The 26,962-nt window shown below is 63.7% G+C and carries 29 protein-coding genes; 15 read left to right on the forward strand and 14 right to left on the reverse strand.

Annotation, left to right across the window (positions count from 1 at the left end; all coding sequences use genetic code 11):
* The first annotated feature begins 6 nt into the window (after positions 1 to 6).
* The 8 genes from AC3EMP_RS04490 (at position 7) to AC3EMP_RS04525 (ending at position 9,186) form a co-directional block, all read left to right on the forward strand.
* Positions 7 to 1,806 carry a hypothetical protein gene (locus AC3EMP_RS04490; RefSeq protein ID WP_023755347.1) on the forward strand — a complete coding sequence of 600 codons (1,800 nt, stop codon included), beginning with the start codon at positions 7 to 9 and terminating at the stop codon, positions 1,804 to 1,806.
* A 100-nt stretch (positions 1,807 to 1,906) separates the two neighbouring features.
* Entirely contained in the window at positions 1,907 to 3,256 is a 1,350-nt protein-coding gene (locus tag AC3EMP_RS04495) for a putative bifunctional diguanylate cyclase/phosphodiesterase (RefSeq protein WP_023673185.1), read from the forward strand.
* Positions 3,257 to 3,424: 168 nt separating this feature from the next.
* Complete coding sequence (locus AC3EMP_RS04500; RefSeq protein WP_352510687.1) at positions 3,425 to 4,192, forward strand: SDR family NAD(P)-dependent oxidoreductase; 768 nt, start codon at positions 3,425 to 3,427, stop codon at positions 4,190 to 4,192.
* A 5-nt stretch (positions 4,193 to 4,197) separates the two neighbouring features.
* Positions 4,198 to 5,142, forward strand: coding sequence for a 2-dehydro-3-deoxygalactonokinase (locus AC3EMP_RS04505; protein ID WP_352595282.1), 945 nt, complete (start codon positions 4,198 to 4,200; stop codon positions 5,140 to 5,142).
* A 22-nt stretch (positions 5,143 to 5,164) separates the two neighbouring features.
* Positions 5,165 to 5,806, forward strand: coding sequence for a 2-dehydro-3-deoxy-6-phosphogalactonate aldolase (locus AC3EMP_RS04510; RefSeq protein WP_023824015.1), 642 nt, complete (start codon positions 5,165 to 5,167; stop codon positions 5,804 to 5,806).
* Positions 5,806 to 6,681 (forward strand): SMP-30/gluconolactonase/LRE family protein, encoded by an 876-nt coding sequence (locus AC3EMP_RS04515; RefSeq protein ID WP_032886011.1) that lies wholly within the window; start codon positions 5,806 to 5,808, stop codon positions 6,679 to 6,681. The genes AC3EMP_RS04510 and AC3EMP_RS04515 overlap by 1 nt, the downstream gene beginning before the upstream one ends.
* Before the next feature lie 95 nt (positions 6,682 to 6,776).
* Positions 6,777 to 7,838 carry a D-alanine--D-alanine ligase family protein gene (locus AC3EMP_RS04520; RefSeq protein WP_023681315.1) on the forward strand — a complete coding sequence of 354 codons (1,062 nt, stop codon included), beginning with the start codon at positions 6,777 to 6,779 and terminating at the stop codon, positions 7,836 to 7,838.
* 91 nt (positions 7,839 to 7,929) lie between these two features.
* Positions 7,930 to 9,186 (forward strand): low temperature requirement protein A, encoded by a 1,257-nt coding sequence (locus AC3EMP_RS04525; protein ID WP_031199378.1) that lies wholly within the window; start codon positions 7,930 to 7,932, stop codon positions 9,184 to 9,186.
* Positions 9,187 to 9,204: 18 nt separating this feature from the next.
* Here AC3EMP_RS04525 and AC3EMP_RS04530 read toward each other — a convergent pair whose 3' ends face one another.
* The 4 genes from AC3EMP_RS04530 to AC3EMP_RS04545 all read right to left on the reverse strand — a co-directional run bounded on the left by AC3EMP_RS04530 (position 9,205) and on the right by AC3EMP_RS04545 (position 11,544).
* Positions 9,205 to 9,492, reverse strand: a complete 288-nt coding sequence (locus AC3EMP_RS04530) for a DUF1330 domain-containing protein (RefSeq protein WP_023681317.1) — start codon at positions 9,490 to 9,492, stop codon at positions 9,205 to 9,207.
* Positions 9,493 to 9,505: 13 nt separating this feature from the next.
* Positions 9,506 to 10,219 carry an orotidine-5'-phosphate decarboxylase gene (gene pyrF, locus AC3EMP_RS04535; protein WP_023681318.1) on the reverse strand — a complete coding sequence of 238 codons (714 nt, stop codon included), beginning with the start codon at positions 10,217 to 10,219 and terminating at the stop codon, positions 9,506 to 9,508.
* Positions 10,216 to 10,812, reverse strand: coding sequence for an NADPH-dependent FMN reductase (locus AC3EMP_RS04540; RefSeq protein ID WP_023673195.1), 597 nt, complete (start codon positions 10,810 to 10,812; stop codon positions 10,216 to 10,218). The genes pyrF and AC3EMP_RS04540 overlap by 4 nt, the downstream gene beginning before the upstream one ends.
* 120 nt (positions 10,813 to 10,932) lie before the next feature.
* Positions 10,933 to 11,544, reverse strand: a complete 612-nt coding sequence (locus tag AC3EMP_RS04545) for a LysE family translocator (RefSeq protein WP_023681319.1) — start codon at positions 11,542 to 11,544, stop codon at positions 10,933 to 10,935.
* A 123-nt stretch (positions 11,545 to 11,667) separates the two neighbouring features.
* Between AC3EMP_RS04545 and AC3EMP_RS04550 the strand changes: the two genes are divergently transcribed.
* Both AC3EMP_RS04550 and AC3EMP_RS04555 read left to right on the forward strand, forming a co-directional pair.
* On the forward strand, positions 11,668 to 12,027 hold the full coding sequence (locus AC3EMP_RS04550; RefSeq protein ID WP_352710560.1) for a helix-turn-helix domain-containing protein: 360 nt from the start codon (positions 11,668 to 11,670) through the stop codon (positions 12,025 to 12,027).
* 4 nt (positions 12,028 to 12,031) lie between these two features.
* The gene (locus AC3EMP_RS04555) at positions 12,032 to 12,577 is read left to right on the forward strand and encodes a LysR family transcriptional regulator substrate-binding protein (RefSeq protein WP_352710562.1); all 546 of its coding nucleotides are present in this window, start codon (positions 12,032 to 12,034) and stop codon (positions 12,575 to 12,577) included.
* Positions 12,578 to 12,672: 95 nt separating this feature from the next.
* Here the strand turns inward: AC3EMP_RS04555 and pmtA are convergent, their stop codons facing one another.
* The 7 genes from pmtA to AC3EMP_RS04590 all read right to left on the reverse strand — a co-directional run bounded on the left by pmtA (position 12,673) and on the right by AC3EMP_RS04590 (position 20,667).
* A complete protein-coding gene (gene pmtA / locus AC3EMP_RS04560) occupies positions 12,673 to 13,278 on the reverse strand; it encodes a phospholipid N-methyltransferase PmtA (protein ID WP_023681321.1) in 606 nt (201 codons plus the stop codon).
* 117 nt (positions 13,279 to 13,395) lie between these two features.
* Positions 13,396 to 14,526: a molecular chaperone DnaJ gene (dnaJ, locus tag AC3EMP_RS04565; RefSeq protein WP_023681322.1), complete on the reverse strand. Its 1,131-nt coding sequence runs from the start codon at positions 14,524 to 14,526 to the stop codon at positions 13,396 to 13,398.
* A 218-nt stretch (positions 14,527 to 14,744) separates the two neighbouring features.
* Complete coding sequence (gene dnaK / locus AC3EMP_RS04570; RefSeq protein ID WP_023673200.1) at positions 14,745 to 16,661, reverse strand: molecular chaperone DnaK; 1,917 nt, start codon at positions 16,659 to 16,661, stop codon at positions 14,745 to 14,747.
* Positions 16,662 to 17,018: 357 nt separating this feature from the next.
* Positions 17,019 to 18,017 carry an LLM class flavin-dependent oxidoreductase gene (locus AC3EMP_RS04575; RefSeq protein ID WP_352514325.1) on the reverse strand — a complete coding sequence of 333 codons (999 nt, stop codon included), beginning with the start codon at positions 18,015 to 18,017 and terminating at the stop codon, positions 17,019 to 17,021.
* 22 nt (positions 18,018 to 18,039) lie between these two features.
* Positions 18,040 to 18,243 carry an arylamine N-acetyltransferase gene (locus AC3EMP_RS04580; RefSeq protein WP_023819261.1) on the reverse strand — a complete coding sequence of 68 codons (204 nt, stop codon included), beginning with the start codon at positions 18,241 to 18,243 and terminating at the stop codon, positions 18,040 to 18,042.
* Positions 18,244 to 18,325: 82 nt separating this feature from the next.
* Positions 18,326 to 19,495: an AI-2E family transporter gene (locus AC3EMP_RS04585; protein ID WP_352514326.1), complete on the reverse strand. Its 1,170-nt coding sequence runs from the start codon at positions 19,493 to 19,495 to the stop codon at positions 18,326 to 18,328.
* A gap of 110 nt (positions 19,496 to 19,605) precedes the next feature.
* Positions 19,606 to 20,667: an LLM class flavin-dependent oxidoreductase gene (locus AC3EMP_RS04590; protein ID WP_352514327.1), complete on the reverse strand. Its 1,062-nt coding sequence runs from the start codon at positions 20,665 to 20,667 to the stop codon at positions 19,606 to 19,608.
* A gap of 234 nt (positions 20,668 to 20,901) precedes the next feature.
* On the opposite strand from AC3EMP_RS04590, the gene AC3EMP_RS04595 reads away from it, so the two are divergent.
* Positions 20,902 to 21,330 carry a DUF6481 family protein gene (locus AC3EMP_RS04595; protein ID WP_023673205.1) on the forward strand — a complete coding sequence of 143 codons (429 nt, stop codon included), beginning with the start codon at positions 20,902 to 20,904 and terminating at the stop codon, positions 21,328 to 21,330.
* Positions 21,331 to 21,415: 85 nt separating this feature from the next.
* Here the strand turns inward: AC3EMP_RS04595 and sugE are convergent, their stop codons facing one another.
* The gene (gene sugE / locus AC3EMP_RS04600; RefSeq protein ID WP_023681326.1) at positions 21,416 to 21,730 is read right to left on the reverse strand and encodes a quaternary ammonium compound efflux SMR transporter SugE; all 315 of its coding nucleotides are present in this window, start codon (positions 21,728 to 21,730) and stop codon (positions 21,416 to 21,418) included.
* A 206-nt stretch (positions 21,731 to 21,936) separates the two neighbouring features.
* A complete protein-coding gene (locus tag AC3EMP_RS04605) occupies positions 21,937 to 22,062 on the reverse strand; it encodes a hypothetical protein (protein ID WP_006200611.1) in 126 nt (41 codons plus the stop codon).
* A gap of 213 nt (positions 22,063 to 22,275) precedes the next feature.
* Here AC3EMP_RS04605 and AC3EMP_RS04610 point away from each other — a divergent pair, with 213 nt between their 5' ends.
* From AC3EMP_RS04610 to AC3EMP_RS04625, 4 genes are all read left to right on the forward strand, one after another.
* Positions 22,276 to 23,085, forward strand: coding sequence for a transglutaminase-like domain-containing protein (locus AC3EMP_RS04610; RefSeq protein WP_023687480.1), 810 nt, complete (start codon positions 22,276 to 22,278; stop codon positions 23,083 to 23,085).
* A gap of 115 nt (positions 23,086 to 23,200) precedes the next feature.
* The gene (locus AC3EMP_RS04615) at positions 23,201 to 24,154 is read left to right on the forward strand and encodes a cation diffusion facilitator family transporter (RefSeq protein ID WP_023703803.1); all 954 of its coding nucleotides are present in this window, start codon (positions 23,201 to 23,203) and stop codon (positions 24,152 to 24,154) included.
* Positions 24,155 to 24,231: 77 nt separating this feature from the next.
* Positions 24,232 to 24,636, forward strand: coding sequence for a GFA family protein (locus tag AC3EMP_RS04620; protein ID WP_023728810.1), 405 nt, complete (start codon positions 24,232 to 24,234; stop codon positions 24,634 to 24,636).
* Between the two features lie 81 nt (positions 24,637 to 24,717).
* Positions 24,718 to 25,524, forward strand: coding sequence for a class I SAM-dependent methyltransferase (locus AC3EMP_RS04625; protein ID WP_352514328.1), 807 nt, complete (start codon positions 24,718 to 24,720; stop codon positions 25,522 to 25,524).
* A 100-nt stretch (positions 25,525 to 25,624) separates the two neighbouring features.
* On the opposite strand, the gene AC3EMP_RS04630 is transcribed toward AC3EMP_RS04625, so the two are convergent.
* Positions 25,625 to 26,878 carry a DNA recombination protein RmuC gene (locus AC3EMP_RS04630; protein ID WP_352710566.1) on the reverse strand — a complete coding sequence of 418 codons (1,254 nt, stop codon included), beginning with the start codon at positions 26,876 to 26,878 and terminating at the stop codon, positions 25,625 to 25,627.
* Positions 26,879 to 26,962 lie beyond the last annotated feature (84 nt).

Genomic DNA, 26,962 nt, shown 5'->3' on the forward strand with positions numbered 1-26,962 from the left:
AAGGTCATGATGATGAACGCAGCCAAGGCGGGTGCTTCCTCCTGGAAGTCCGATATGACGCTGGCGCTGCTTGCCATGCTGGTGGTGCTGGCCGTCAATGCCGCCACGGGCTTTCGCGAATTGAGCAATGCCGGCGGCGACAATGACAGCCTGCTGCGGCTGGTCGAGGTTCGCGACATGCTGGCCGGCCAGGGCTGGTTCGACCTGCATCAGTACAGGATGGGGCCGGAAGGCGGTTTCGTCATGCACTGGTCGCGGCTGGTCGACGCACCGCTCGCCGCCATCATCCTCGCCGCCTCGGCGCTGACCGGCAGCATGGCCATGGCCGAAGCGATCGCGCAGGTGCTGTGGCCGGCGCTGCTGTTTTGCCTGGCGGTGTTCTTCCTCGCCCGTGCGGCGCGCAGCTTCGCCGGCGTCGGCGCGGTGCTGCCGGCGGTCGTTATCGGCGCGGCGGCGCTGCATTTCATCGGCATTTTCTTGCCGGGTGCGCTCGATCATCACAATGTCCAGCTGACGCTGACCATGGCCAGCCTCAGCCTGCTGCTCGAGGCGCCGGCGCGTCGCTGGGCGGCGCTGATTTCCGGGCTGTGTGCGGCCCTGACGCTGGCCGTCGGCATGGAAACCGCGCCCTATGTCGCCACCATCGGCGCCTGCATCGCTTTGCTGTTCGTCGTCGATCCCGGCGGCGAACGCCGGATCGCCAGGGATTTCGGTCTCGGCTTTGCCGGCGTTTCAGCCCTGGTCTTCGTCAGCACCATCCCGCCATCGGCGTGGGGCCAGGCGCAGTGCGATGCCTTCTCGGCCGTACAATTCGTCGTCGCGGCAATCGCCGGACTGGGCCTTGCCGCCGTGACGTCGCTCAAGGTGTCCAACGGCACGGCCGGACGCCGCCTGATTTCGCTCGGCCTGCTCGCGCTTGTGCTGGGCGCCGTTGTCGCGGCGCTGTTTCCGCAATGCCTTGCGGCTCCCTACGCAACTCTCGATCCGCGCCTCAAGGAATTGTGGCTCGATCACATCGACGAGGCGCAGTCGCTGTTCAGTATTGCCGCCAGCGAGCCGGCCTCGCTGGCGGCGCGCTATGTCACGCCGCTGGTGGCGATCGCGCTGATGGCGCTTCGCCTGCGCGGACCATGGCGCCGCCAGGACAGCCTCGTCGGCGCCTTGCTGGTCGGCGCCTTCATCGTCAGCGCCTGGCAGGTCCGCGGCTCGACATTCTCGATCGCCTTTGCCGTCATCCCGCTGTCGGCCTGGATCGCAAGCTGGCGCGAACGGGCGAGGATCAGCCCTGCGCGCAGCGTATCGCTGCGCATGGCGGCGGTCTGGGTGGTGTCGGTGAATGCCGTCTGGGCCGGCGCTGCCGCCGCGACGTCGAGCGTGTTCGAGGCCAACAAGGTCTCGGTCGAGGCACAGGACACCGACAGCGATCCGTCCTGCGAGCGCAAGGCCTCCTTCGCGGCGTTGGCCCGGCTGCCGGACACCACGGTGCTTGCCATTTCCAATCTCGGCTCGCCCATCCTGGCCTATTCCGGGCACCGCGTCTTTGCCGGCCCCTATCATCGCAACATCGCCGGCGACCTGCTTGCGCTCGATGCCTTCCTCGGATCGGCGGACCAGGCGAGGACGATCGCGGCGGCTCACCACGTCGGCCTGATGGCGCTCTGCCGCGGCAGCGCCGAAAGCAAGATGCTTGCCGCCAAGGCGCCGCAAGGCTTCCTGGCCAGGCTGATGCAGGGAAGCGTCCCCGATTGGCTCGAACCGGTGGCCGAAACGCGCGGAACCCCGGTCGAACTCTACCGCGTCCGCTAAAGCATCATTCGCCAGCGAAAAATCGATTTCGCGATACGCTTCCTAAACGCTTTGCTGCCAGTCTCAGCCTAAATTTCGGGCGTCACAAACAGGGATACCGATGCAAACGACGTTTGGCACCGGGCAGGCAAGCAGGGAAAACTCGGATCTGGCGTTCACCGATGCGCTGACCGGGCTTGGCAACCATCGCCGCTTCTTCGACAAGGTCGATCGCCTGATCAGCGACCGTGCAGACGATCCCGCGCCGTTCACGGTCGGCATTCTCGACCTCGACGGCTTCAAGCCGATCAACGATCTGTTCGGCCACAAGGCCGGCGACGACATATTGATCCAGGTGGCGATGCGGCTGCGCGCCTCGATGGACAGCCACTCTACTGTCTGCCGCATCGGCGCCGACGAATTCGCCTTCCTCTACCCGATGGTGTTCTCGGAGGAGGCGGCGGCCGAGAAGTCGCGCATGATGATCGAAATCCTGTCGGCGCCCTACGATGTCGGCGAACGCACCGCCAGGCTTTCGGCCTCGGTCGGCTGCTCGCTCTTTTATTCCGGCGACGAAACCACGGAAATCCTCGTCAACAAGGCCGAAACGGCGCTCTACCACGCCAAGCGTTCGGGCCGTGGCCGCGTCGTCGTCTACACCCGCGAAATGGAAGAGGCGGCCAAGCGCGTCACCCGCATCGAACAGGCGCTGCGCCGCGCCGTCTCGGCCGGTGAGGTCGAGCCGCATTTCCAGCCCATCGTCGATCTGACCACCCGCCGCACCATCGGCTTCGAGACGCTGGCGCGCTGGACCGATCGCGACCTCGGCGTCGTCCCGCCGACCGTGTTCATCCCGATCGCCGAAGAGCGCGGCATCATCGGCCCGCTGTCGCAGCTGGTGCTGCGCAAGGCGGCCGAAGCGGCGCGCAGCTGGCCGAAGGACCTGTTCCTGTCCTTCAACCTGTCGCCCTCGCAGCTCGTCGACCAGAACACTGGCCTGCACATATTGTCGATCCTCGACCGCACCGGCTTCGATCCGCGACGGCTGGAGATCGAGATCACCGAAACCGGCCTGATGAACGATCCGGCCTCGGCCGAGAAGATCGTCGAGGACCTGCGTCGCGTCGGCATCCGAGTCTCGCTCGACGATTTCGGCACCGGCCAGTCCTCGCTCGGCCGCTTGCGCGAATTCCATTTCGACAAGCTCAAGATCGACCGCGCCTTCGTCTCCTCGATCCTCGACGACCGACCGTCGGAACACATCATCCGCGCCATTCTGGCCATGTGCGAAGGGCTCGGCATGGATGTCGTCGCCGAAGGCATCGAGGAGGAGGCGCAGGCCGACCGCCTCGTTCAGTTCGGCTGCGCCGGCGGCCAGGGCTATCTCTTCGGCAAACCGGTCGATGCCGACGCCACGCTCGGCTACCTCCGCGATTCCTATCGCGGCGCCCTCTACGCCAAGGCAGTCTGACCGGCGGTCTGGCCTGCGTCGAGCAAGTCAGCGGCGCGAGCCAAGATCGACTGTGGCCGCCATCTTGCGGCCTTTTGTCTGACATAGCCAATCAAATCGCCGTTTTCGCCCTTGCTCCCCGGACTTGGCTGGATAGGATGCGCGCCGACCGGACCGGGAGATGAAGATATGATGCCATCGGCGGATTTTGCCGACCTCAGGGGAGCCTCGGTGCTGATCACCGGCGGCGGTTCCGGAATTGGTGCGGCACTGACCGAGGGCTTCGTTCGCCAGGGCGCCCATGTCGCCTTCATCGACATCGCCGATGGCCCAAGCACGCTGCTTGCCGACCGCGTCGAAAAAGAACTTGGCCGGCGACCGCTCTACCTCAAGACCGATTTGCGCGAAGTCGAGGCGTTGCGCGCTTCGGCCGCCAAAGCGGCTGAGGCACATGGCGACGTCACCGTGCTGGTCAACAATGCCGCCTGGGACGAACGCCACGACGTCGCTGACGTTACCGTCGAGTTCTGGGACAACAATCTCGCCGTCAATCTGCGCCCGCATTTCTTCACCGCACAGGCGGTGGCGCCGGGCATGAAGCGGGCCGGCGGCGGTTCGATCATCAACTTCACCTCAACCTCCTATCTCATCAACCACCCCGATATGCCGGCCTACACCGCCGCCAAGGCCGGCATACTCGGCCTCACCAAGGGTCTCGCGGGCAAGCTTGGGGTCGACGGCATCCGCGTCAATGCGATTGCGCCGGGCTGGGTGATCACCGAGCGCCAGCGGGAACTCTGGGTCACCGAGCAGGGGCTCGCCGCCCATGTCGCCAAGCAATGCATCAAGCAGGTCATGCAGCCCGACGACATCGTCGGCACGGTGCTGTTCCTGGCCTCCGACGCCTCGCGTATGCTGACGGCGCAGATGTTGATCGTGGACGGGGGTTTCCTGTGAGCCCGGTGAATCAAAATCCGGCAAAAGGCACGCCGGCAGTCGCCGCCGTCGACTGGGGCACGACCCGCATGCGGGTCTGGCTGGTCGACGAGGCGGGCGGGGTGCTTGCCGAGCGTCGCGGCGATGATGGGTTGATCACCGCGCAGCAAAAAGGCTTTTCGATCATCCTCGAGGGCCATCTGGCGGCGCTCGGCGCACCGGCGACGCTGCCGGTCATCATCTGCGGCATGGCCGGCTCGCGCCAGGGTTGGCTGGAAGCGCCTTACGTCACCGTGCCGGCGCCGCTCAGTGCCATCCTCGCGGGGGCCGCCCGCATTCCCGGCCAGAGCCGCGACATCCGCATCGTGCCTGGCCTGGCGCAGCGCCTGGAAGATGCGCCGGACGTAATGCGCGGCGAGGAAACCCAGCTTGCCGGCGCCGGTTTGCCGGCAAAAGGTCGCCATCTCGTCTGCATGCCCGGCACCCATTCGAAATGGGTTCTGGTCGAAGACGGCGCGGTCGACGGCTTCTGCACCTGGCCGACCGGCGAGCTGTTTTCGGTGCTGGCCACTCACTCGATCCTGCGCCATTCGCTGGGCGAGAGCCCGAAGCCGGTCATTCCGGACAATCCGTTCTTCCAGGAATGGTGCCGCAAGGCTTTGGCCGAGGGCGGCGATGTCACCTCGCGGCTGTTCTCGATCCGCGCCGCCGGCCTGCTGCAGAACCTCAAGGCCGACGATGCCGCCGCTTGCCTGTCCGGCCTGCTGATCGGCGGCGAGATCGCCTCGGCGGGCCGCCGCTATGGCGAAAGCACCACCGCAATCGTGCTGGTTGCGTCCGGCTCGCTAGCAGCCCTCTACCGCCAGGCGCTAGACCTTGCAGGGCTTGCCGTCAGGACGGTCGACGCCGACGAGGCGGTGCGTGCCGGCCTTATCGAGGCAGCGCGGGAAAATGGCATGATCGCCAAATGACTCACCAGAGTGGAGTGACAGCGTGACCCAGACCGCCCCCTTCCCGAAGCTCAAGCGTGGTCTTGTCGCCATTCTGCGCGGCCTCAAACCCAGCGAGGCGGTTGCCATCGGCCAGGCGCTGTTTGACGCCGGCATCGAAGCCATCGAGGTGCCGCTCAATTCGCCGGAGCCGTTTTCATCGATCGCCAGCATTGTCACCGCTTTGCCCAAGACAACGCTGGTCGGCGCCGGCACGGTGCTGACTTCAGCCGATGTCGACACCTTGGCCAAGGCCGGCGGGCGGCTGCTGGTCAGCCCCAACATCGATGCCGACGTCATGGCCCGCGCCATGCACCATGGCATGGTGACGATGCCAGGCGTGTTCACCCCCACCGAAGCTTTTCAGGCGATTAGGCTTGGGGCTTCGGCGCTCAAATTCTTCCCGGCAAGCGTGCTCGGGCCTAGCGGCATTTCGGCCATGCGGGCCGTGCTGCCGGCCGATACCGTGGTCGGCGCCGTCGGCGGCGTTTCCGACAAAGACTTTGCCGGCTACAAAGCCGCTGGGGTGACTGCTTTTGGTCTTGGCTCCAGCCTGTTCAAACCCGGCATCAGCGTCGACGAGGTGGCCTCGCGCGCGCAGGCGGCGGTGACGGCCTGGGATGCGGCCTTCGGCGGAGCGGCATGATGGACAAGGTTTCGGTTTTTTCGGACCATGTCTGTGAACTCGGCGAGGGGCCGAGCTACGATCCCGCCACCGACACGCTGTTCTGGTTCGACATCGTCAACGGGCTTTTGCTGGAGCAGGGTGTCACGTCCAGCGCGCGGAAGGTCCATGAGCTCGGCCAGATGGCCAGCGCCATCGCCATTATCGACGACAATCGCCAGCTCATCGCCACCGAGACCGGCCTGCATGTCCGCGACGTCTCGACCGGCAAGCTGACGCTGCATACGCCTATCGAGGCCGACAATGCGCTGACCCGCTCCAACGATTCGCGCGTCCATCCGTGCGGCGCCTTCTGGGTCGGCACGATGGGCAAGGGTGAGGAGAAGGGCGCCGGCGCCATCTACTGGTTCTTCAAGGGCGAATTGCGCACGCTTTACACCGGCATCACAGTATCGAATTCGATCTGTTTTTCCGAAGACGGCTCGATTGCCTATTACACCGATACCTCGACCGGCCTCTTGATGCGGGTCGCCTGCGATCCGGCGACTGGCCTGCCGGTCGGCGAGTCCAAAGTGTTCGTCGACCATCGCTCGTCCAAGGGCTTTGTCGACGGCTCGGTCGTTGATCGCGACGGCGTGCTGTGGAACGCCGTCTGGGGCGGCAAGGCGGTCAAGGCCTATTCGCCAGATGGCACATTGTTGCGCGAAATTGCCGTGCCGGCGGGGCAGTCCTCGTGCCCGGCCTTTGTCGGGGCCAAGGCCGGTCGGCTGGCGGTGACCTCGGCCTGGAAAGGCAAGGACGACAAGCAGCGCAAGCTCGACCCACAGGCCGGCATGACCTTCCTGCTCGACATCCCCGTCAACGGCCGCTTCGAGCCGCGCGTGGTCATCGCCTGAGCGCTGTCGCGCAGGCGTCCGGCTCGGTCGGTTTCGCGCAAGTCTGAAGCAGGGGCCATGCCATGGTGGGACAACACCACCGAAGGTCCTGATCCATGCCGCGCCCGACCCTGATCCTCGTCCATGAGCCGGAAAAGGCCTGTCTCGACCGGCTGGTCGCCGACGGCTTTCCCGCCGAGCGCGCCCTGGAAATCTCGTCCTATCTGGCGCAATCGACCGATCTCGCGCCCGAATTCGATGAAATCACCGCCGCTTGCGGGCGGCGCGGCCTCGCCTTCATGCCGGTTGCACTCGACGATGCGTCAAGCGCGCTGGCGAAGGCCGATCCCGCAACCACGCTTGTCTGGACGCTGACCGACGGCATTGCCTATTTCCGCGGTGCTGCAGCGCCCGCACTTGCCAGGCTGAATGGGCTTAGAACCATCGGAGCCGACGATGCGCTGTTCGCGCTTTGCCAGGACAAGTTCCGCTCCGGCGCCGTGCTTTGCGCGCTCGGCCTGCCGGCGCCGCAGGCAGGCCTGGCCCGCGACGGCCGCTGGCTGGCCGCCCCGCCAGCTTCGGAAGCCGGCTGGTTCGTCAAGCCGAACCGGCTCGGCTCCAAGGTAGGCATCTGGCCGGATTCACGCTGCAACGACCTGGCCCATGCGCTGGAGCTTAGCCGGCGGGTCTATGCCGCTTATCGCGACGATGTCGTCGTCCAGCCCTATGTCGGCGGTCGCAATGTCCGCGCCAGCTTCCTTGGGCTGCAAACGGATGCCGGGGCGGAAGCGCTCGGCATTGCGTTCGTCGACTCCGGCGGCGATTTCCAGACCATGGCGGACTCGATGGCGCTCTACGGCGACACCGGCGAGGCCGCCAAGGCGGCTGGACTATACAGCGAGCCGGTGCTGGAGGCGGTTGCCGACACCCAGCCGGCAGCCGCGGCAACCATCCGCCGCATCGCCGAGCGGCTGGTCAGCGGACTTGGCCTGCGCGACGTGTTTTCCATCGATTTCAGGGTCGAGGCCACCGATCATGCCCACCTCATCGAGTTCGAAGTCTGTCCCGGCCTGCCCTGCTTCGATTTCCGCGCCTATTGCCGGCTGCAATGGAGCATGACGCTGGCCGATGCGGTTGCCGAGACGGCGGCGAACCGACTGAACCGACAGGCGATCTGAAAGGCCGCGGGGACCGGCACGACCTACCGCGCCTTGACGGCTTTTGCTCCACCTTTAGTGTCGCGGGACAGTCCTCAGGCAAGGCCGCGCGATGAGCACACCAGCAAGCTCCCTCCATCATCACATAAGGCGCATGGCCGGGCGCGATCCGCATGAGGCGCATCGCGTCGCCACGCCGCTCGAGCTGCTGTTCGATCTGACCTTCGTCACCGCCTTCAGCCTTGCCTCGTCGCAACTGGCGCATGCCTTGGCCGAGGGCCACTACGCGGCGGCGCTGATCGGCTTCGGCTTTGCCAGCTTCGCGATCTGCTGGGCGTGGATCAATTTCTCCTGGTTTTCCTCCGCCTATGACACCGACGATTGGATCTTCCGCCTCGTCACCATGGTGCAGATGATCGGCGTGCTGGTGCTGGCCATCGGCCTGCCGCGCATGTTCGCCTCGATCGAGCATGGCGAACACCTCAACAATTCGGTCATGGTGCTGGGCTACGTCATCATGCGCGTCGCCATGATCTTCCAATGGCTGCGCGCGGCGCGGCAGGACCTTGGGCGGCGGCGTGCCTGTCTCACCTATGCCATCGCCATCGCGATCGCCCAGATCGGCTGGGTGGTGCAGATCCTCGTCGATTTCTCGCTGGCGACGAGCCTGGCTTTCGGCGCGGTCCTGCTTCTCATCGAGCTTGCCGGACCGGTCATCGCCGAACGCCGGGATGGCGGCACGCCCTGGCACGCGCATCACGTCGCCGAGCGCTACAGCCTGTTCGCCATCATCGCGCTGGGCGAAGGGGTGGTCGGCACGCTGGCGACGCTGTCGGCCGCGGTCGAGGAGCAGGGCTGGAACCTCGATGCCGCCTTGATCGGCATTGCCGGAATGGGTCTCACCTTCGGCATGTGGTGGGTCTACTACATGCTGCCCTCGGGGACGGTGCTGCACCAGCACCGCAATCGCTCTTTTGTCTGGGGCTATGGCCAGATGCTGATCGTGGCGGCCATCGTCGCCACCGGCGCCGGGCTGCATGTCGCGGCCTATTTCATCGAGCACAAGGCCCATATCGGCCCGGTAGCGACCCTGCTCTCGGTCGCCATTCCGCTAGGCGTGTTCCTGGGGGCGATGTACGCGCTGTATTTTTATTATCTCGTCCAGCGCTTCGATCCCCTCCATGTCTGGCTGCTGGCGGGAACGGCTGCGGTCGTCGCACTTGCCATCATCGCCGCCCTTGCCGGCGTCGACATGGCGGTCTGCCTCATCTTACTCACGCTAGCGCCGGCCGTCACCGTTGTCGGCTATGAGCTGTCGGGGCACCGCCATCAACTGGAGGTGCTGGCGCAGGAGGAAGCGCCGCACTGAGCAGAGCAGCTTCGCGCGTCAGATACCCTCGACCAGCACGATCTCGCCATCGGCTACTTTCTGACGGATGGCGACGGCGCGCTGGTACTCCGGCGAGTGGTAGCAATCGTGCGCCGCGCTGAGCGATTCGAACTCGATAATGACATTGCGGGCGCGGCCAGGCCCCTCGGCCTTTTCATGCTCACCGCCACGGGCAAGGAACTTCACGTCGAAACGGTCGAAAGCGAGCTTGGCGGCAGCGACATAGTCCTTGTAGCCTTCGGCGTCGCGCACATCGACGCGGGCTATCCAGTATCCCTTGGGCATTTTCTTCTCCTCGTTACGCGGCGCGCATCTCTTCCAGTATGACTTCCGCCGCCGCGCGCCTGTCGCTTGCCGCCACGATTGGCCGGCCCACAACAAGATGGCTGGAGCCGTTGCGGATCGCCTGGCCGGGCGTCACCACGCGTTTCTGGTCGCCATGGTCGCTGCCCTTGGGCCGTATCCCCGGTGTCACCACCGCCAGGTCGGGTCCGACGATGCGGCGCACCGCTTCCGCCTCCTCGGCCGAGCAGACGACGCCGCCCATGCCGGCATGCAGCGCCTGTTCGGCGCGTCTCAGCACCAGCGTGTGAGGGTCGTATTCATAGCCGGCGTCGATCACGTCCTGCTCGTCCATCGAGGTCAGCACGCTGACCGCCAGCAGGCAGAGGTCGCTGCCCCTGGCGGCCTCCACCGCGGCTCGCATCGCCTTGGGATAGGCGTGGATGGTCAGCATGGTCATGCCCATGCGCACGATGTTCTCGACACCCTTCGCCACCGTGTGGTCGATGTCGAGCAGCTTCATGTCGAGGAAGATTTTCGTGCCGCCGCTGGCCAACTCCCTGGCGAAGTCGAGCCCGCCGGCGAAGGCCAGCTGATAGCCGATCTTGTAGAAGGAGACGACGCCGTCGAGCTCCTGCACCGCCTGTTCGGCCTCTTTCACCGTCGGCACGTCGAGGCCGACGATCAGCCTTTCTCTCATGGTATGGGCCTGCATGGCTGTGGAAATCATGCCCCGGTCCGGGTCGACAGCATGCGCGAGGTTTCGATCAGCGTGCGGCATAGGTGCTCCATCGATTTGGTCAGTCTCTCATCCCTGAAATTGCCGTCGCCGTCGAAGGCACTGCCGCCATCGGATACCGAGCATTCCGGCGTCACCATCTCCAACTGGCAGCGCACCAGCACGGCGCGCAGATGGTTGATGCAGCGGATCCCGGCGAAATGTCCGTTGGAAGACGAGCACAGGCCGGCGACCTTGCCGACAAGCGGCCTCACCGGCCAGCCGCCATCGAGGCGCACCCGGCTTACCCAGTCGATCGTGTTCTTGAGCAGTGGCGGGATCGAGCCATTATATTCCGGCGTCGCGATCAGCAGCCCGTCATGGGCGGCGATCAGCCGGCCGAGCTTCACGGCGTTGTCGGGAACGCCTTTTTCCTTTTCGAGGTCCTCGTCGATGATCGGCAGCGGATAGTCGGCCAGCGAAATGCGCGTCACCTCGGCGCCTTGCATGGCCAGCTCCTTCTGCGCCACATCGGCGGTCCTGCCGCTGAAGGCGCCGCTGCGCACCGAGCCGGCGAAGACGAGGATTTTCGCGATCACAGCCATTGGCCACTCTTGTTCCCGGACAGGTACAGCCAGAGGCTGCGCAAATCAACGCACTGGCTCAAAAAACGGAAACGATCGGGGGGCAGGCGCGCGAAGGTGTGCCGAGCAGCTGGGCTATTGCTAGTGGGTGACCGCAATTCTTGCACTCAGCGCGATGAGTGCAACTCCGAGCAAGGCATCTATCGGCCTGCGGACGCTGCCATATACCGCCCGAACCGTTCTTGTGGAGAACATTAGCGCGACAAGCCCAAACCACGCCATCGCGACCAGCCCGATTATGGCCAGCGACACTGCCTGGACCCAGATCGGAGCCTGCATCGGCAATACCGATATGAACAGGCTCGCGAAGAAGGCGGCCGTCTTCGGATTTGTAATTCCGACAACGAAGCCGCTTCGCCAAGGAGCCGTAGTCTCTGCGCCACTGACGGCCAGCGGTGGCTGCGCCTGCCAAGCCGACAAAAGGATCTTGCTGCCCAGGTAACCGAGATACACGGCACCGGCGATCCGGACGGCAAGGTGAGCCCATGCAATCTGCGTCAGTACGAGGCCCAGGCCACACATCGCGAGAGCCGCCCACACCATGACCGCTGCGGCAATGCCAAGCGCCACATGGAACCCCGCGCGACGGCTGATCAGCGCATGGGAAGTCACGGCTACAAAATCGGGTCCTGGGCTCATGGCGCCGAGCAGGAACACTGAAGCAAGTGTCAGGAATTGCGGAAGGTAGCTCATGCGAAGCTCCAATTTCAGGCTCGTCGTACCGCACGCCTGCATGCCAGAGAGGCCAGGAAGCCGCTCGCCGCGATTTCGAGGGTCGTTTCCCTCACCTTCACAAAACCTACAGCGCTCTTTAATATGAGCGAAATGAAAGATATTTCGGCAGCCATGAACAAAGCTAATATCAACATCACGATGGTGCGCGTCCTGACATCGCTCAGCGAGACGCGCAGCTTCACCAAAACCGCCGAGCGGCTCTGTCTTTCTCAATCGGCCATAAGCCATGCAATGAAGGCGCTGGAGGAGATCGTTGGCGCGCCCCTCGTCATACGTGATCGGCGCGGTGTCGCTTTCACCGCAACCGGCGAGGCGGCTTTGGACGCGGCGCGCGCCGCTTTGCATGCTTTAGGCCGTCTTGTCGGCCTACGGGAACACTCCATCAAAGGCAGAGTACGGCTCGCGCTGGTCAGCAGCGCCTCGGTAAAGATTGCTCCATAATGCGTTGAACATTACTTCCGTCCGGCACCCGGAGCTTGCTGTCGAACTGCTCTTGGGCACGGATACCGAGGTGGCGGAGTGGGTCGATCGCGGTGCCGCCGATATTGGACTGTTCTACATCGCCGGCAATTGCCAAGCCGAGGAACTTGTCGACGACGAACTCTTTGTAGCGTCATCGCAAAAGAACTCAGTCCAAGGCGGGTCATTTCCGATCCGCGCTCTCGACGGCCAGCCATTCATCATGTCGAGCGGCGGCTGCGGACCAATGCTTGCCGAATTGTTCCAGGATTTTGGCGTTGCGCCAGTTGTCATCCTGTCGGCGAGCGATATGGCGGCGCTGCTTGCTCTGGTTGGGGCCGGGCGCGGTTTGTCGATTGCGCCAGGCCTGGCGTTTCCGGCCGATTGGCAGCGAACCGTCGCGAGGCGTCCTCTGGAGCCGCGTGCGCGTCGGCCTCTGCTGCTTCTGTTCTCCAGCAGCGCCGAAGCAACGGCCGTGCGGGCCATGTGCGCGGCGATCAGAGAGGTCGCCACGAGTTTGCGAGGCGGATAACAGTCAAGGATGTGGATCGACCCTCAATCGAGCTTCCTTCGGGAGACGTCGATCCTCTACAAGGCGCCAGAGACTTCTCCCGCCCCCAATACCAGCTAATGCGCTTCGCGCCGGTAGATCCACAGCTGCGTCGGCGGGATGTTGCGGAAGATGAAGTCGAAATGCTTGACCGTGTAATTGCCGCGGCCGGGCGGGATCGGCGACAACGGCCCATAGGTCAGCTGCACGATCGGCCGTCCAACCGGGATGCGGTCTAGCAGGCTTTCAATATAGGCGATCCGCTGTGCGACCGGGAAATTGAGCAGCGGCACGCCGGAGACGACGGAATCGAAAACCATACCGCTCTTCTCGCCAAGCGTGGCGTTGAGATTGAAGGCATCGCCCTCGATGACGTTGACGCCGGGATAGAGCTGGCGCAGATGGCGCACGAAATCGGTGGAATATTCGACCGCGTAGAGGTTTTCGGGCTTAACGCCCTGGGCGAGGATTGCACGCGTGATGACGCCTGTGCCGGGGCCGACTTCAAGCACCGGCAGGCCGGACTTCGGATTGACGATGGAAGCCATCTTGCGGGCGGTGACGGAGCTTGTCGGCACGATCGAACCGACCGACTTCGGCTTGTCGATCCAGCCTTTGAAGAATTTGAGTTCGTCGTCGAACTTTTCCGCCAGCGCCTTCCGCAATCCCGGACCACGTGCCATGCAAGTTCTCCTCAACACTCCCCGAACGCTACTTAGCAGCTAACAGGTCCAAGGCAAGGCGCGATCTGGCATAAGATGTTGATGACGTTTGGGAAGCGTGGCGGCCTTGGCTTGGGTTCAGTGCTCGCCGAAGGATTCGAAAAAGTCCTTCATGCGGGCGAAAAAGCCGCTCGACTGGGGCGAATTGTCCTTCGACGACAGCTGCTCGAACTCTTCCAGCAACTCGCGCTGGCGGCGCGACAGGTTTTGCGGCGTTTCGACCGCGGTCTGGATATAGAGGTCGCCGACATTGGGCTGGCGCAGCACCGGCATGCCCTTGCCCTTGAGGCGGAACTGGCGGCCGTTCTGCGTGCCTTCGGTCACTTTCACCTTGGTCTGACTGCCGTCCAGCGTCGTCACCTCGAACGAGCCGCCAAGGGCGGCCGTCGTCATCGATATCGGCACCTTGCAGTAGAGATCGGCGCCGTCGCGCTGGAAGAATTCATGCGGCTTCACCGCCAGGAAAATATAGAGGTCGCCCGATGGGCCGCCGCGCAGGCCCGCCTCGCCCTCATTGGCAAGCCGGATGCGGGTGCCGTCCTCGATGCCGGCCGGGATATTGACCGACAGCGAGCGTTCCTCGGTGACGCGGCCCTGGCCGGCGCATTTCGGGCACGGGTCCTTGATCGTCTGGCCGCGGCCTTGGCATTGCGGGCAGGTACGCTCGATCGAGAAGAAGCCTTGCGTCGCTCGTACCTTGCCGTGGCCATGGCACATCGAGCAGGTCACCGGCTGGGTGCCGGGCTTGGCGCCGGTCCCGGAGCATTCCGTGCATGAGATCGAGGCCGGCACGCGGATTTGCGCGGTCTTGCCGGCAAACGCTTCTTCCAGCGTGATTTCCATATTGTAGCGCAAATCGGCGCCGCGTTCGCGGCCGCCCGACGAGCGGCGCTGGCGCCCGCCCATCATGTCGCCGAAAATATCTTCGAAAATGTCGGCGAAGCCGCCGGCGCCAAAACCTTGCGCGCCGCCATTCATGCCGCCCTGCTCGAAGGCGGCGTGACCGAAACGGTCATAGGCCGCGCGCTTCTGCGGGTCCTTCAGCGTTTCGTAGGCTTCGTTGATTTCCTTGAACTTATGCTCGCATGAGTGATCGCCGGGATTGCGGTCGGGATGGAACTGCATGGCCAGCTTGCGGAAAGCGCTCTTGAGCTCCTTCTCGTCGGCGCCCTTTTGCACGCCCAGCGTCTCGTAGAAATCAGCTTTCATCTTTTCCCGCAGTCCGGATGCTCAACGTCTTGATGCATGTTGCGTCGTTTGCCGGCACGTTGTCTCGATTTAGGAGCGGTGCTGCCCGGATGCTAGGGCCGGCGCGCTTGTGCCTGTGTTTTTCAGTGACTTTTTCGGCAAGGCCCGCACTTTTTCAGCGAGGGTTGCAAAAAAGCCCGGCTTTGCGCCGGGCTTTCCGCTTTATTTGCCGTCAACGGTCAGGCCGACTTCTTCTTCTCGTCGTTTTCGTCGATTTCCTCGAAATCGGCGTCGACCACATCGCTATCCTTGGCCGCGTCCGCCTTGGCGTCGGCTTCCGCCGCTTCCTTCTGCGAAGCTTCGTACATGGCCTGGCCGAGCTTCATGGATGCTTCGGCAAGCGTCTGCGACTTGGCCTCGATGTCGGCGGCATCGTCGCCTTCGGCAGCAGCCTTCAGCGCCGTGATAGCCTCCGATATCGCCGTGCGCTCGGTTTCCGAAACCTTGTCGCCATATTCTTTCAGCGACTTCTCGGAGGAGTGCACCAGCGCCTCGGCCTGGTTGCGGGCCTCGACCAAGGCGCGCCGCTGCTTGTCGGTCTCGGCATTGGCTTCGGCGTCCTTGACCATCTTCTCGATGTCGGCGTCCGAAAGGCCACCAGAGGCCTGGATGCGGATCTGGTGCTCCTTGCCGGTGCCCTTGTCCTTGGCCGAAACGTTGACGATGCCGTTGGCGTCGATATCGAAAGTGACCTCGATCTGCGGCACGCCGCGCGGCGCCGGCGGAATGCCGACCAGGTCGAACTGGCCGAGCGCCTTGTTGTCGGCAGCCATTTCACGCTCGCCCTGGAAGACGCGGATGGTCACGGCCGACTGACTGTCTTCAGCGGTCGAGAACACCTGGCTCTTCTTGGTCGGGATGGTCGTGTTGCGTTCGATCAGGCGGGTGAACACGCCACCCAGCGTCTCGATGCCGAGCGACAGCGGCGTCACGTCGAGCAGCAGCACGTCCTTCACGTCGCCCTGCAGCACGCCGGCCTGGATGGCGGCGCCCAAAGCGACGACTTCATCCGGGTTGACGCCCTTGTGCGGCTCCTTGCCGAAGAACTGCTTCACGATCTCCTGGATCTTGGGCATGCGGGTCATGCCGCCGACCAGGACCACTTCGTCGATCTCGCCAGCCTTCAGCCCGGCATCCTTGAGCGCCGCCTTGCAGGGCTCGATGGTGCGCTGGACGAGATCGTCGACCAGCTGCTCGAACTTGGCACGGGTCAGCTTCAGCGTCAGGTGCTTGGGGCCGGTCGCGTCGGCGGTGATGAAGGGCAGGTTGATTTCCGTCTGCGTCGTCGACGACAGCTCGATCTTGGCCTTTTCAGCCGCCTCCTTGAGGCGCTGCAGCGCAAGCTTGTCGTTCTTCAGGTCGATGCCCTGTTCCTTCTTGAACTCGGCCGCCAGGTATTCGACGAGACGCATGTCGAAATCCTCGCCGCCGAGGAAGGTGTCGCCATTGGTCGACTTCACTTCGAACACGCCGTCGCCGATTTCGAGCACCGAAATGTCGAACGTGCCGCCGCCAAGGTCATAGACGGCAATGGTCTTGCCATCCTTCTTGTCGAGGCCGTAGGCAAGTGCTGCAGCCGTCGGCTCGTTGATGATGCGCAGCACCTCAAGGCCGGCGATCTTGCCGGCGTCCTTGGTGGCCTGGCGCTGGGCGTCATTGAAATAGGCCGGAACGGTGATGACCGCCTTCTCGACCTTCTCGCCGAGATAGGCCTCCGCCGTTTCCTTCATCTTCTGCAGGATCATGGCCGAGATCTGGCTGGGCGACTGCTTCTTGCCGCCGGCCTCGACCCAGGCATCGCCATTGTCGCCCTTGACGATCTTGTAGGGGACAAGCTTCTTGTCCTTCTCCGTCACCGGGTCGTCATAGCGGCGGCCGATCAGGCGCTTGACCGCGAAGATGGTGTTTTCAGGATTGGTGACCGCCTGGCGCTTGGCCGGCTGGCCGACGAGACGTTCGCCGTCGCCCGAGATGGCGACGATGGAAGGCGTCGTGCGCGCGCCTTCCGCATTTTCAATGACCTTGGGCTCCTTGCCATCCATGATGGCGATGCAGGAGTTGGTGGTGCCGAGATCGATACCGATTACTTTTGCCATTTTTCTAGTCTCTCCGCTAAGCAGGCTCTCAGGACCCGTAAGGCGTTCCGACGAAAGCCCCTGTTCACAAGAAATTCCGCTCCGGCAACCGGCATTCCGGCACTGGGCGGCTTGGCGCGTATATAAGAACAGGCGGCATCGGGCGCAAGCATTCTGCGCATGGCATCCACCGCGCCGCGCTTGGCGCCTTTGAACAGCCGCCCGGCGGCCCGGATGTGCTCAAACCGCGCTCAAAACCCCAGGATCTGCGCGATCCCCCGGCGAAGCGCCCAGTCAGGGCTTCGAAACCACAAGAAAACGTCACCTATGCGTGAGAGAGGCGGCTCCTGGCTGAGGAAGCAGACACAGGCAAAAGCGTCACGCGGCCTGCGACAGCGATTTATGCGCCTCGGCCAGGATTTCGAACGAGCGCACGCGTGCCGCATGGTCGAAGATCTGCGCGGTCACCATCAGCTCGTCTGCGCCGGTGCGGCGCACGAACGCGTCTATGCCTTGCCGGACGGTTTCGGGAGAGCCGACGACGGCGCAGGACAGCGCCTGCGAAATCATGGTTTTTGCCATCGGCTCGAGCGTCTGGTCATAGCCCTCGACCGGCGGCGGCAGGCGGCCGGCCCGCCCGGTGCGCAGATTGACGAAGGCCTGCTGGAGCGAGGTGAACAGCAGTTTGGCCTCGGAGTCGGTTGGTGCGGCGAAAACGTTGAGGCCGAGCATGACATAGGGCTTGTCCAGCTGTTCCGAAGGCTGGAAGCGCGAACGGTAGATCTCCAGCGCATGGTCGAGTTCGGCCGGCGCGAAATGCGAGGCGAAGGCATAGGGCAGGCCGAGCATGGCGGCGAGCTGCGCGCCATAGAGGCTGGAACCGAGGATCCAGACCGGCACCTTCTGGCCTTCGCCGGGCACGGCGTGGATACGCTGGCCTTCCGCGGCCGGCTGGAAATAGCCCATCAGCTCGACGACATCCTGGGGGAAATTGTCTGACGCCTCGAGATTGCGGCGCAGCGCGCGCGCTGTTCCCATATCGGTGCCGGGCGCGCGGCCGAGGCCGAGGTCGATGCGGCCGGGGTGCAGTGCCGCCAGCGTGCCGAACTGCTCGGCAATCACCAACGGCGCATGGTTGGGCAGCATGATGCCACCGGCGCCGACGCGGATGGTCTTGGTGCCGCCGGCGACATGGGCGATGACCACGGCGGTCGCCGCGCTGGCGATGCCCGGCATGCTGTGGTGCTCGGCCAGCCAGTAGCGCCTGTAGCCGAGCCGCTCGGCATGGCGGGCCAGGTCGAGCGAATTTGCCAGCGATTGCGAGGCGTCGCTGCCTTCGACGATCGGCGACAGGTCGAGAACGGAAAGTGCGGTCATGGGCCTCAAGCCTTTACGATGTTCAACTGCCTGACCCTGGTTTCGAAGGCGCGGTCGGGAATGACGATGTCGAGCTGGCGCCAAGCAACGGGTCCAGATTCTCGAACGGGATCGCCTGCGGATGCTGGCGATGCAGCGCGCTCAGCGTGTCGACCGACGCATCGATCGGACCGCGATAGCCAATGCGGTCGAAATAGGAATCGAGGTCGAAGGAGGCATCGTTCATCGCAGGGTCCGGCTTGACCGGCTCGATATAGGCACTCCGCCTGAAGACAACAAATGCGAGATGATGGACGGGCGCGGCAAGCTTATGCCGCTGCCTTTCCGTTCTCTTCGGCCGCTTCCTCCTCCACCACGGCCGTCTGCTGTGCGGCGAGAAAATTGCCGACATGGCTGAGGCCATCGAAATGATCGCAGAACACCTTGACGACGACCAGCAGCGGCACCGCCATCAGCGCGCCGACAAAGCCCCAAAGCCAGGACCAGAAGGCGATGGCGATGAAGATCGCCACGGCGTTGATCTCGAGGCGTCGGCCGACAACCATCGGTGTAACGAACTGGCCTTCGGCGATGTCGCACAAAAGCACGAAGCCCGGCGCCAAGAGGGCGTAGGTAATCGAGTCGAAGCTGATCATCGCAATGACGCTGACCAGCACGATGGTAATCAGCGCGCCGACATAGGGCAGGAAGTTGAGCAGCGCCGCCATCGTTCCCCAGACCAGCGGGTTGGGCATGCCGAGCGCCCACAGGCCAAGGCCGATAACCGCGCCGAGACCGGCATTGATGACGGTGACGGTGAGCAGATAATGCGAGATTTCGCGCTCGACGTCATAGACGACGCGCAAGGCCCGCTTCTTCTCGCTGAGGCTGGCGAAGGACTGGATGATCTTCTCATAGAACATCGTGCCCGACGCCAGCAGGAACAGCGACAGCACGAAGATGATGGTCAGGCTTGTCCCCGCCGACAGGACGTTGCTGGCGGCGGCCGACAGGACGCCGGACTGCGCCATCGCCACCTTCTGGATGCCCGGCTCCTGCGAGGTCTCCGTCATCTGTTCGATCTGATGCGAGATCTGCATGATCCTCTCGAGCGGACGCCGCAATTGCGCCAGCCGTTCGGTAAGTTGTTGGCCGATCGACGAGGTGTTGTTGAGAAGGTCGATGACCGGGCCGCTGAGCAGATAGCCGGCAACGCCGAAGACGCAGATCGACAGCACGACCAACATTGTCGCCGAAACCACTTCCGGAATGCCGCGCTTGCGCAGGAAGCGCACGATTGGTGTCAGCGTCAGCGTCAGCAGGAAGGCGAGGATGACCGGCATGAAGAAAGCACGCGCGAAATACAGCGCGTAGATGGCCATGAACAGGAAGATCCCGATGAGCAGCGAACGCATCAGATGCGTGTCGGCACGCGCCACAACTCTCGCCTCTTCGGTCTCGGCAAGGCCAGCACCCAAAGCGGCGGGTTCGGCTTTCATGATTTTCCCTCAGCGGCGCACCGCAATTGGTGCATTCCGACGACGGAAACGCCTCTGCAAGCCCAAGGTTCCGTTAGCCGGCAAGGCCCTCAATCCGAGCCGCCCGTCGCTCAGGCGGCTGGCGCTGCGACGGCGACGCCGGGCTTGGCGGTCTCCTTGCGCACGATCGGCGCCACCTTGGTGCCGTACAGTTCGATCGCCTTCATGATCTTGGCGTGCGGCATGGCGCCGATCGCCATCTGCAGCAGGAAGCGGTCATTGTTGAAGATCTTGTGCTGGGCGACGATCTTTTCCGCCACCTGCTCCGGATCGCCGACGAACAGCGCGCCGTTCGGACCACGCGACTGATCGAAATGCGCCCGCGAGGTCGGGCCCCAGCCGCGCTCGCGGCCGATGCGGTTCATCACTTCGGCCTGCGGGCCATAGAAATCGTCGGCCGCCTGTTCAGTGGTGCCGGCGATGAAGCCGTGCACATTGATGCTGGTGGCAAGGCCCGAGGGGTCGGTACCGGCCCGCCTGGCGGCATCGCGATAAATGTCGAACAGCGGTGCAAACCGCGCCGGCTCGCCGCCGATGATGGCCAGTGCCAGCGGCAAACCGAGCACGCCCGCACGCGCAGCAGATTGCGGCGTTCCACCTATTGCGATCCAGATCGGCAATTTGTCCTGCAGCGGTCGCGGATAGACGCCGCGGTCGTTGATCGGCGCGCGCAGATTGCCGGACCAGGTGACTTTGACGCTGTCGCGTATGGCCAGCAGCAAATCGAGCTTTTCGGCGAACAACTCGTCATAGTCCTCGAGATTGTAGCCGAACAGCGGGAAGGATTCGATGAACGAGCCGCGCCCGGCCATGATCTCGGACCGGCCGCCCGACAAAAGGTCGAGCGTTGCGAACTGCTGGAAGACGCGCACCGGATCGTCGGAGGACAGCACGGTGACCGCGCTGGTCAGCTTGATGCGCTTGGTGCGTTCGGCGGCAGCGGCCAGCGCCACCACCGGCGCGGACGCGGCATAGTCGGGGCGGTGATGTTCGCCCAGACCAAAGACGTCGAGGCCGACCTGGTCGGCCAGCTCGACCTCCTCGATCAGATTGCGTAGTCGCTGATGCGGGCCGATCGCGCCGGGGCCGGGCTCCGGGCTGACGTCGGCGAAAGTGTAGAGACCGAGTTCCATGGCATGTCATCCAAATGTTCTGATTTGCCGCTAGAGGTAGCGGCGAGCCGCCCCGGCCGCCAGAGGGGCGGATAGTGAACAGTGCATGTCGGTTTCGGCCGGCTTTGTTTCAGGGAAAACGCGTCTCCCGGCTGCAACAGCATAAACTTTCATGGCTGGCATACCGTTTTGGCGCTTGAACTCTCGGTTTTCGCGCGTATGTAAGCGTCGCGAATTGACTTCAGGGAAGTGGACTTGGCTATCTACAGGGAAAAAGACATTTTCGAGCGGCGCAATGCCGCGAACGAGGCAAAGAAGGCGCTTCTGGAGCGCTTCAAGTCAAAGCCGGCGGCTGATGATCCTGCGGTTCTGGCCAAACAGGCCGAACGCAAAGCGATTCTTGAGGCTCGCGAGATACGCGAGGCCGAAAAGGCCAGGCTGAAGCAGGAAAAGCTGGCACGCGAGGCGGTCGAGAAGGCCGAGCGCGAGGCAGCAGCCGAAGCGGCGCGTATTGCGGCCGAAGAGGCAGCGCAGGCTGAAGCGAAGATCAAGGAAGCCGAAGAAAACGAGCGCATTGCCCGTTTGCTGGCCGACGAAGCCGAACGCAAGGCCAAGCGCGACGCACGCTATGCGGCGCGCAAGCAGCGTACCGGCAGGACGCCTCCGGGCTTCTCCGCCCGCTAACGCTTCGATCGAAACGATCGGACATCAGGGTCGCCTTCCAGCGGCCCTGAATGTGTTTGTGCGTCGATTTCCTTGGTTGCTTTGCTCAGGCGGCGAGCTTCAGCCCCATAATGCCGCAGACGATGAGCGCAATGCAGGCGAGCCGGATGGCCGTCGCAGGCTCGCCCAGCAGCCAGATGCCAAGCAGCGCCGTGCCGACTGTGCCGATGCCGGTCCACACCGCATAGGCCGTCCCGACAGGCAGCGTCTTGAGCGCCAGGCCGAGCAACCCGAGGCTGATGATCATCGAGGCGACAGTGAGCACCGTCGGCAGCGGCTTCGAGAAGCCGTCGGTGTATTTGAGGCCGATCGCCCAGCCGATTTCGAACAGACCAGCGAAGAACAGAAAAATCCACGACATCGGGATGCACTCCTTCCACGAGGATGGCGGGTCGTCCCGGCCGGATTTTTGAGAAAGGCGCGAGGTCGTCCTCGCCGCTTCGACACAAGCGGCTGCGCCGGTGCGATCAACAAAACACCGGCCGCATCGTTCATGCCGCCGGTGTCAAAATCTGCGCCGAAACGGTTTGTCCGGATTTCAACCGTCCAAGATCTTCCGAGGCGGGCTTACTTTTCCTTAAGCCTCATCGCCTTCACGGGCGGCGCCTTGAGTGCCGGAGCCGCTGCGGGCTTCTTGGCGTCTTTTTTCGGCTTCCGAGCTTCCTTGCCCGCCTTCATCGCACCTTTAGCCATGATTCGTTCCTCCAGTTGCTGGGAGGCCAAGTGAAACAAGAGAAACGCCGGACTGCAAGGGGGCGGGCGTCCGTCGCCGGCCCCGGCGGGCCGCTTTCAACCGGTTTCTAATTTGCTCGTAAACCATTCCGGTCCGTGCCATGGTTGCCTTCGCACTGCAGCATCGGCCATGCCTTCGCCCGGCGATGATCAGGCAGTGCGGTCAGGACGACAATGCGAATCCGCATCGGCAGCGAGATGAGTTTCGATTTTCCGCAGGAAACGCCGCTGATCGCGATGCTCAACGTCCACTACTCCAGGGCCTCCGATCTCGAGCGCCCGGATTTCCTGACCTCCAACCCGCCGGTGCCGATCCAGAGCTACCGCGACAGTTTCGGCAATTGGTGCAACCGTTTCGTCGCCCCGCCCGGACGCTTCACCTTCGGCACCGATTCGGTAATCCGCGACCCCGGTACCTTCGAGATGGGCGACCTGATGGCCTGGCAGCATGAGGTGCGCGACCTGCCGTCGGACACATTGCTGTTCCTGTTGCCCAGCCGCTTTTGCGAGAGCGATCTGCTGGCCAGCGAAGCCTGGCGGCTGTTCGGGCACACTCCGCTCGGTATTGCCCGCGTCCAGGCGGTCTGTGATTTCGTCCACAACCACATCGTCTTCAGCTACGGCAATGCCCGACCGACGCGCACCGCGGCCGAAGCCTATCGCGAGCAAAGCGGCGTCTGCCGCGACTTTGCCCACCTTGCGGTCACCTTCTGCCGTGCGCTCAATATCCCGACCCGCTACTGCACCGGCTACATCAGCGACATCGGCCTGCCCAAACCTTGGGCGAGCATGGATTTCGCAGCCTGGATGGAGGTCTATCTCGGCGGCCGCTGGCATGTCTTCGATCCACGCAACAATTCGCCGCGCATCGGCCGCATCCTGATCGCGTCGGGCCGCGACGCCGCCGACGTGCCGCTCACCCACATCTTCGGACCGGGCACGCTGGCTGGTTTCAAGGTGTGGACGGACGAGATCATCGAATAGGGGCGTCTTTCCGCAAGCTGCCTACAAGACCCTGAACGACCGGGCGATTCGTGCGTTGTGATGCCTGTGGAGCTCGGCGGCAGGGGCGTTACATCAGGTTCCTTGGAGGGACAGCATGGCAGCACATGGCGGGTCGAAGACGGTCATCTACGCGGCGCTCGCCGGTAATCTCGCTATTGCTGTGACCAAATTCGTCGCCGCCTTCTTCACCGGCAGCTCGGCGATGCTGTCGGAAGGCGTGCACTCGCTGGTGGATACCGGCAATGGCGGGCTGCTGCTCTACGGCATGCACCGCGCCGCCCGCCCGCCGGACCGCACGCATCCGCTCGGCCATGGCCGCGAGCTGTATTTCTGGAGCTTCATTGTCGCCTTGCTCGTATTCGCGCTCGGCGCCGGCGTATCCTTCTATGAAGGCGTCGTCCACATCATGGCGCCTGAGCCGGTCGCCAATCCCAAAATCAACTATATCGTGCTGGGCCTCTCAATGCTGTTCGAGGGCAGCTCCTGGTACGTGGCGCTGAAGGAGTTCCGCCAGCAGAAGGGCAAGCAAGGCTGGCTGCAGGCCGTGCAATCGAGCAAGGATCCGAGCGTCTACACGATCCTGTTCGAGGACAGCGCCGCCCTGCTCGGTCTGTTCGTCGCCTTCGCCGGCATATTGGCGGCCGAACTCCTCGACATGCCCGAACTCGACGGCGTCGCCTCGATCGGCATCGCGATGATCCTCGGCGCCACCGCCATCTTTCTGGCGCGCGAAAGCAAGGGATTGCTCATCGGTGAGCCGGCCTCGCCGGAAGTGCAGGCCAAGGTGCTGACCATCGCCCAGCAGGATCCGGCAGTGCAGCGGGCCAACGGCGTTCTCACCGTCCATCTCGGCCCTCGACAGATCGTCGCTGGGCTGAGCATCGAATTCGAGGACCATCTGACGGCGCCTGAGATCGAAGCCTGTGTCGAGCGCATCGAGGCGCTCTTGAAAAAAGAAATGCCGGAGATCACCAGGCTGTTCGTCAAGCCGCAGACGACCGGAACCTGGGAGCACCGGCGCAAGCAGGTCGAGGCGGCGTCGGACTAGTTCTGGACCAGCAGTCCACCGTTGGCCCCATCGCCTGGTCCCGCTAAGATCACTCGACGGAATTCGGAGAATCAACCATGAAAATCGATGGTGGGTGTCATTGCGGCGCCATAACTTATGAAGCAGAGGTCGACCCGGAAAAGACCTCTATCTGTCATTGCACCGACTGCCAGCAACTGACCGGCACCGCCTTTCGTGTCACTGTTCCCGCGCCTGAGGATCATTATAGGATCACCAAGGGAACACCGAAGGTTTATATCAAGACGGGATCGAGCGGCGCCAAGCGTGCCCAGGCGTTCTGCGGCGACTGCGGTTCGCATCTTTACGCAACGTCGGTTGGCGACGGGCCGAAGGTCTATGGGATCAGGGCGGGGACCGCGCGGCAACGCGAGGATCTCGTTCCGACCCAACAGAAATGGCACCGATCGGCCCTGCACTGGCTTCCGGAATTCGAGGGCGTAAGCATCGTAGAGGCGCAGTAGCACCTGCCTCCCGGTTAAACGCGGCCCAAACCAGCCAATAATGTGCTAGGCTAGCCATCAAACGGATGGCGGGGGATAGCAATGTCGGAAACGGACAAAGTGTTTGCCGGCTCGATTCCGGAAAACTACGACCGCTACATGGTGCCGCTGATCTTCGAGCCGTTCGCCGCGGATTTGGCACGACGGGCAGCGTCCTTGTCGCCCGGCGCCGTCCTGGAAGTCGCCGCCGGCACCGGCGTTGTCACCCGCGCATTGGCTCCAAAACTGTCTCCCGGCGCAAGCTATGTCGTGACCGACCTCAACCAGCCTATGCTCGACTACGCGGCCTCGCGACAAGCTCCCGACAGTCGTATACAATGGCGTCAGGCGGATGCTCTGGCGCTGCCGTTCGAAGATGCGGCTTTCGATCTCGTTTGCTGTCAGTTCGGCGCGATGTTCTTTCCCGACCGAGCCGCCGGCTATCGCGAAGCAAAGCGGGTCCTGAAGACCGGCGGCCATTTCCTGTTCAACGTGTGGGATCGCATTGAAGAGAATGTATTCGCCAATGATGTGACGAATGCTCTTGCGGAGATTTTTCCGAACGATCCGCCCCGCTTTCTCGCCCGCACGCCGCACGGCTACAATGACACTGCATTGATCCGCGGCGAGTTGGAAGCCGCAGGTTTCTCCCGTGTGGTGATCGACACGAGGGCCGAACAAAGCCGTGCCTCCTCGCCGCGCCTTCCGGCGGTTGCCTATTGCCAGGGAACTCCGCTTCGCAACGAAATCGAGGCCAGAGGAAAACTGGAAGCCGCAACCGATCACGCCGCGTCCGTGATTGCAGCCAGACACGGCAGCGGCGAGGTTGCGGCCAAGATCCAGGCGCACGTGATGGTGGCTACGGTCTAATGCATGTTGCCCAGAAGTGAGCCGCGGTTCTGGGACAACGACATTCATCAAAACAAAGACTTAAAGCGCGTCGTATGAATCCGTTTCAGCGCGACGCACTTTAATCGTCGCCTTCGACGACACGTAGCCTGAGCTGCCCCGTCTTGGAATCCGCCACCCGCACCCCGGCTTCGGCCTTGGCGGGTCCGCCACCGCGCACTTCGGCTTCGTTTTCGCCAAACTCCAGCGCTTCGATCTTTTGGCCGCGCTTGGTCACCTTCGACGTCGACACCAGTATCTCGTCGATATCCTTGGCCGACTGGCCAAAATGCGTCTGCAACCGGCGCACGCGTTCGTCGACGCGCGCGACGTCCTCCATCAGCCGGATCACCTCGCCCTGGATCAGATGCGCCTGTTCGCGCATGCGGGCGTCCTTGAGGATGGCCTGGATGACCTGGATCGACAGCATCAAAAGCGACGGCGAGACGATGATGACACGCGCCCGGTGCGCCTTCTGGACCACGGCGTCGAAATTCTCGTGGATTTCGGCGAACACCGATTCGGACGGCACGAACATGAAGGCGGTGTCCTGCGTCTCGCCCTGGATCAGGTATTTTTCCGAGATATCGCGGACGTGAATTTCGATGTCGCGGCGGAAAGCCTGGGCCGCGATCTTCTGTTGTTCGGCGCCATCGGCGGCGCGGATGGCGTTCCAGGCTTCCAGCGGAAACTTGGCGTCGATGGCAAGCTGCGGCGCACCGTTCGGCATCCTGACCAGGCAGTCGGGACGGCTGCCGTTTGACAGCGTTGCCTGGAACTCGTAGGCGCCCATCGGAAGGCCGTCGGCGACGATCGCCTCCATGCGCGACTGGCCGAAGGCGCCGCGCGTCTGCTTGTTGGACAGGATCGCCTGCAATTGCACGACCTGGCCGGCCAGCGACTGAATGTTGCCTTGCGCGGTGTCGATGACCGCCAGCCGTTCCTGCAGTTTGGCGAGGCTCTCTTGCGTCGATTTGGTCTGTTCGGTCATGGTTTGGCCGAGTCGGCCGGTCATGGCGTCGAGGCACTGGCCGATCGACTGGTTGAGTTCGGCCTGCCTTGCGCCGAACACGTCGGCGATGGCGCCCATGCGGCCCTGCATCTCGGCCTGGCTTTGCAAAATGCCGGCCATCCGCGCCTCGGCGTCGCGGGCGTGGTCGGCGGCTTCCGCCGCGGCGATGGTGCGCGCCTTGGCCGATCGCCACAGCGCCACGACAAGCGCCAGGAACAGGCCGAGAAACACCAGCGCGCCGATGGCCAGTGCATGGCCGAGCGTGATCGTCGTCGCGCCAAGCCGGGCAACGGGTTCGGAAAGGATGGTGCTCAGGTCGTTCATCCCGCCAGCATAGCCAATTCGCAGACCTGGCACAGATCAAAACGTGAACGAGACCGATTCGCACCGGTTGACGCTTCTCCTGCG

This window comes from Mesorhizobium sp. P160219 (assembly GCF_057786095.1).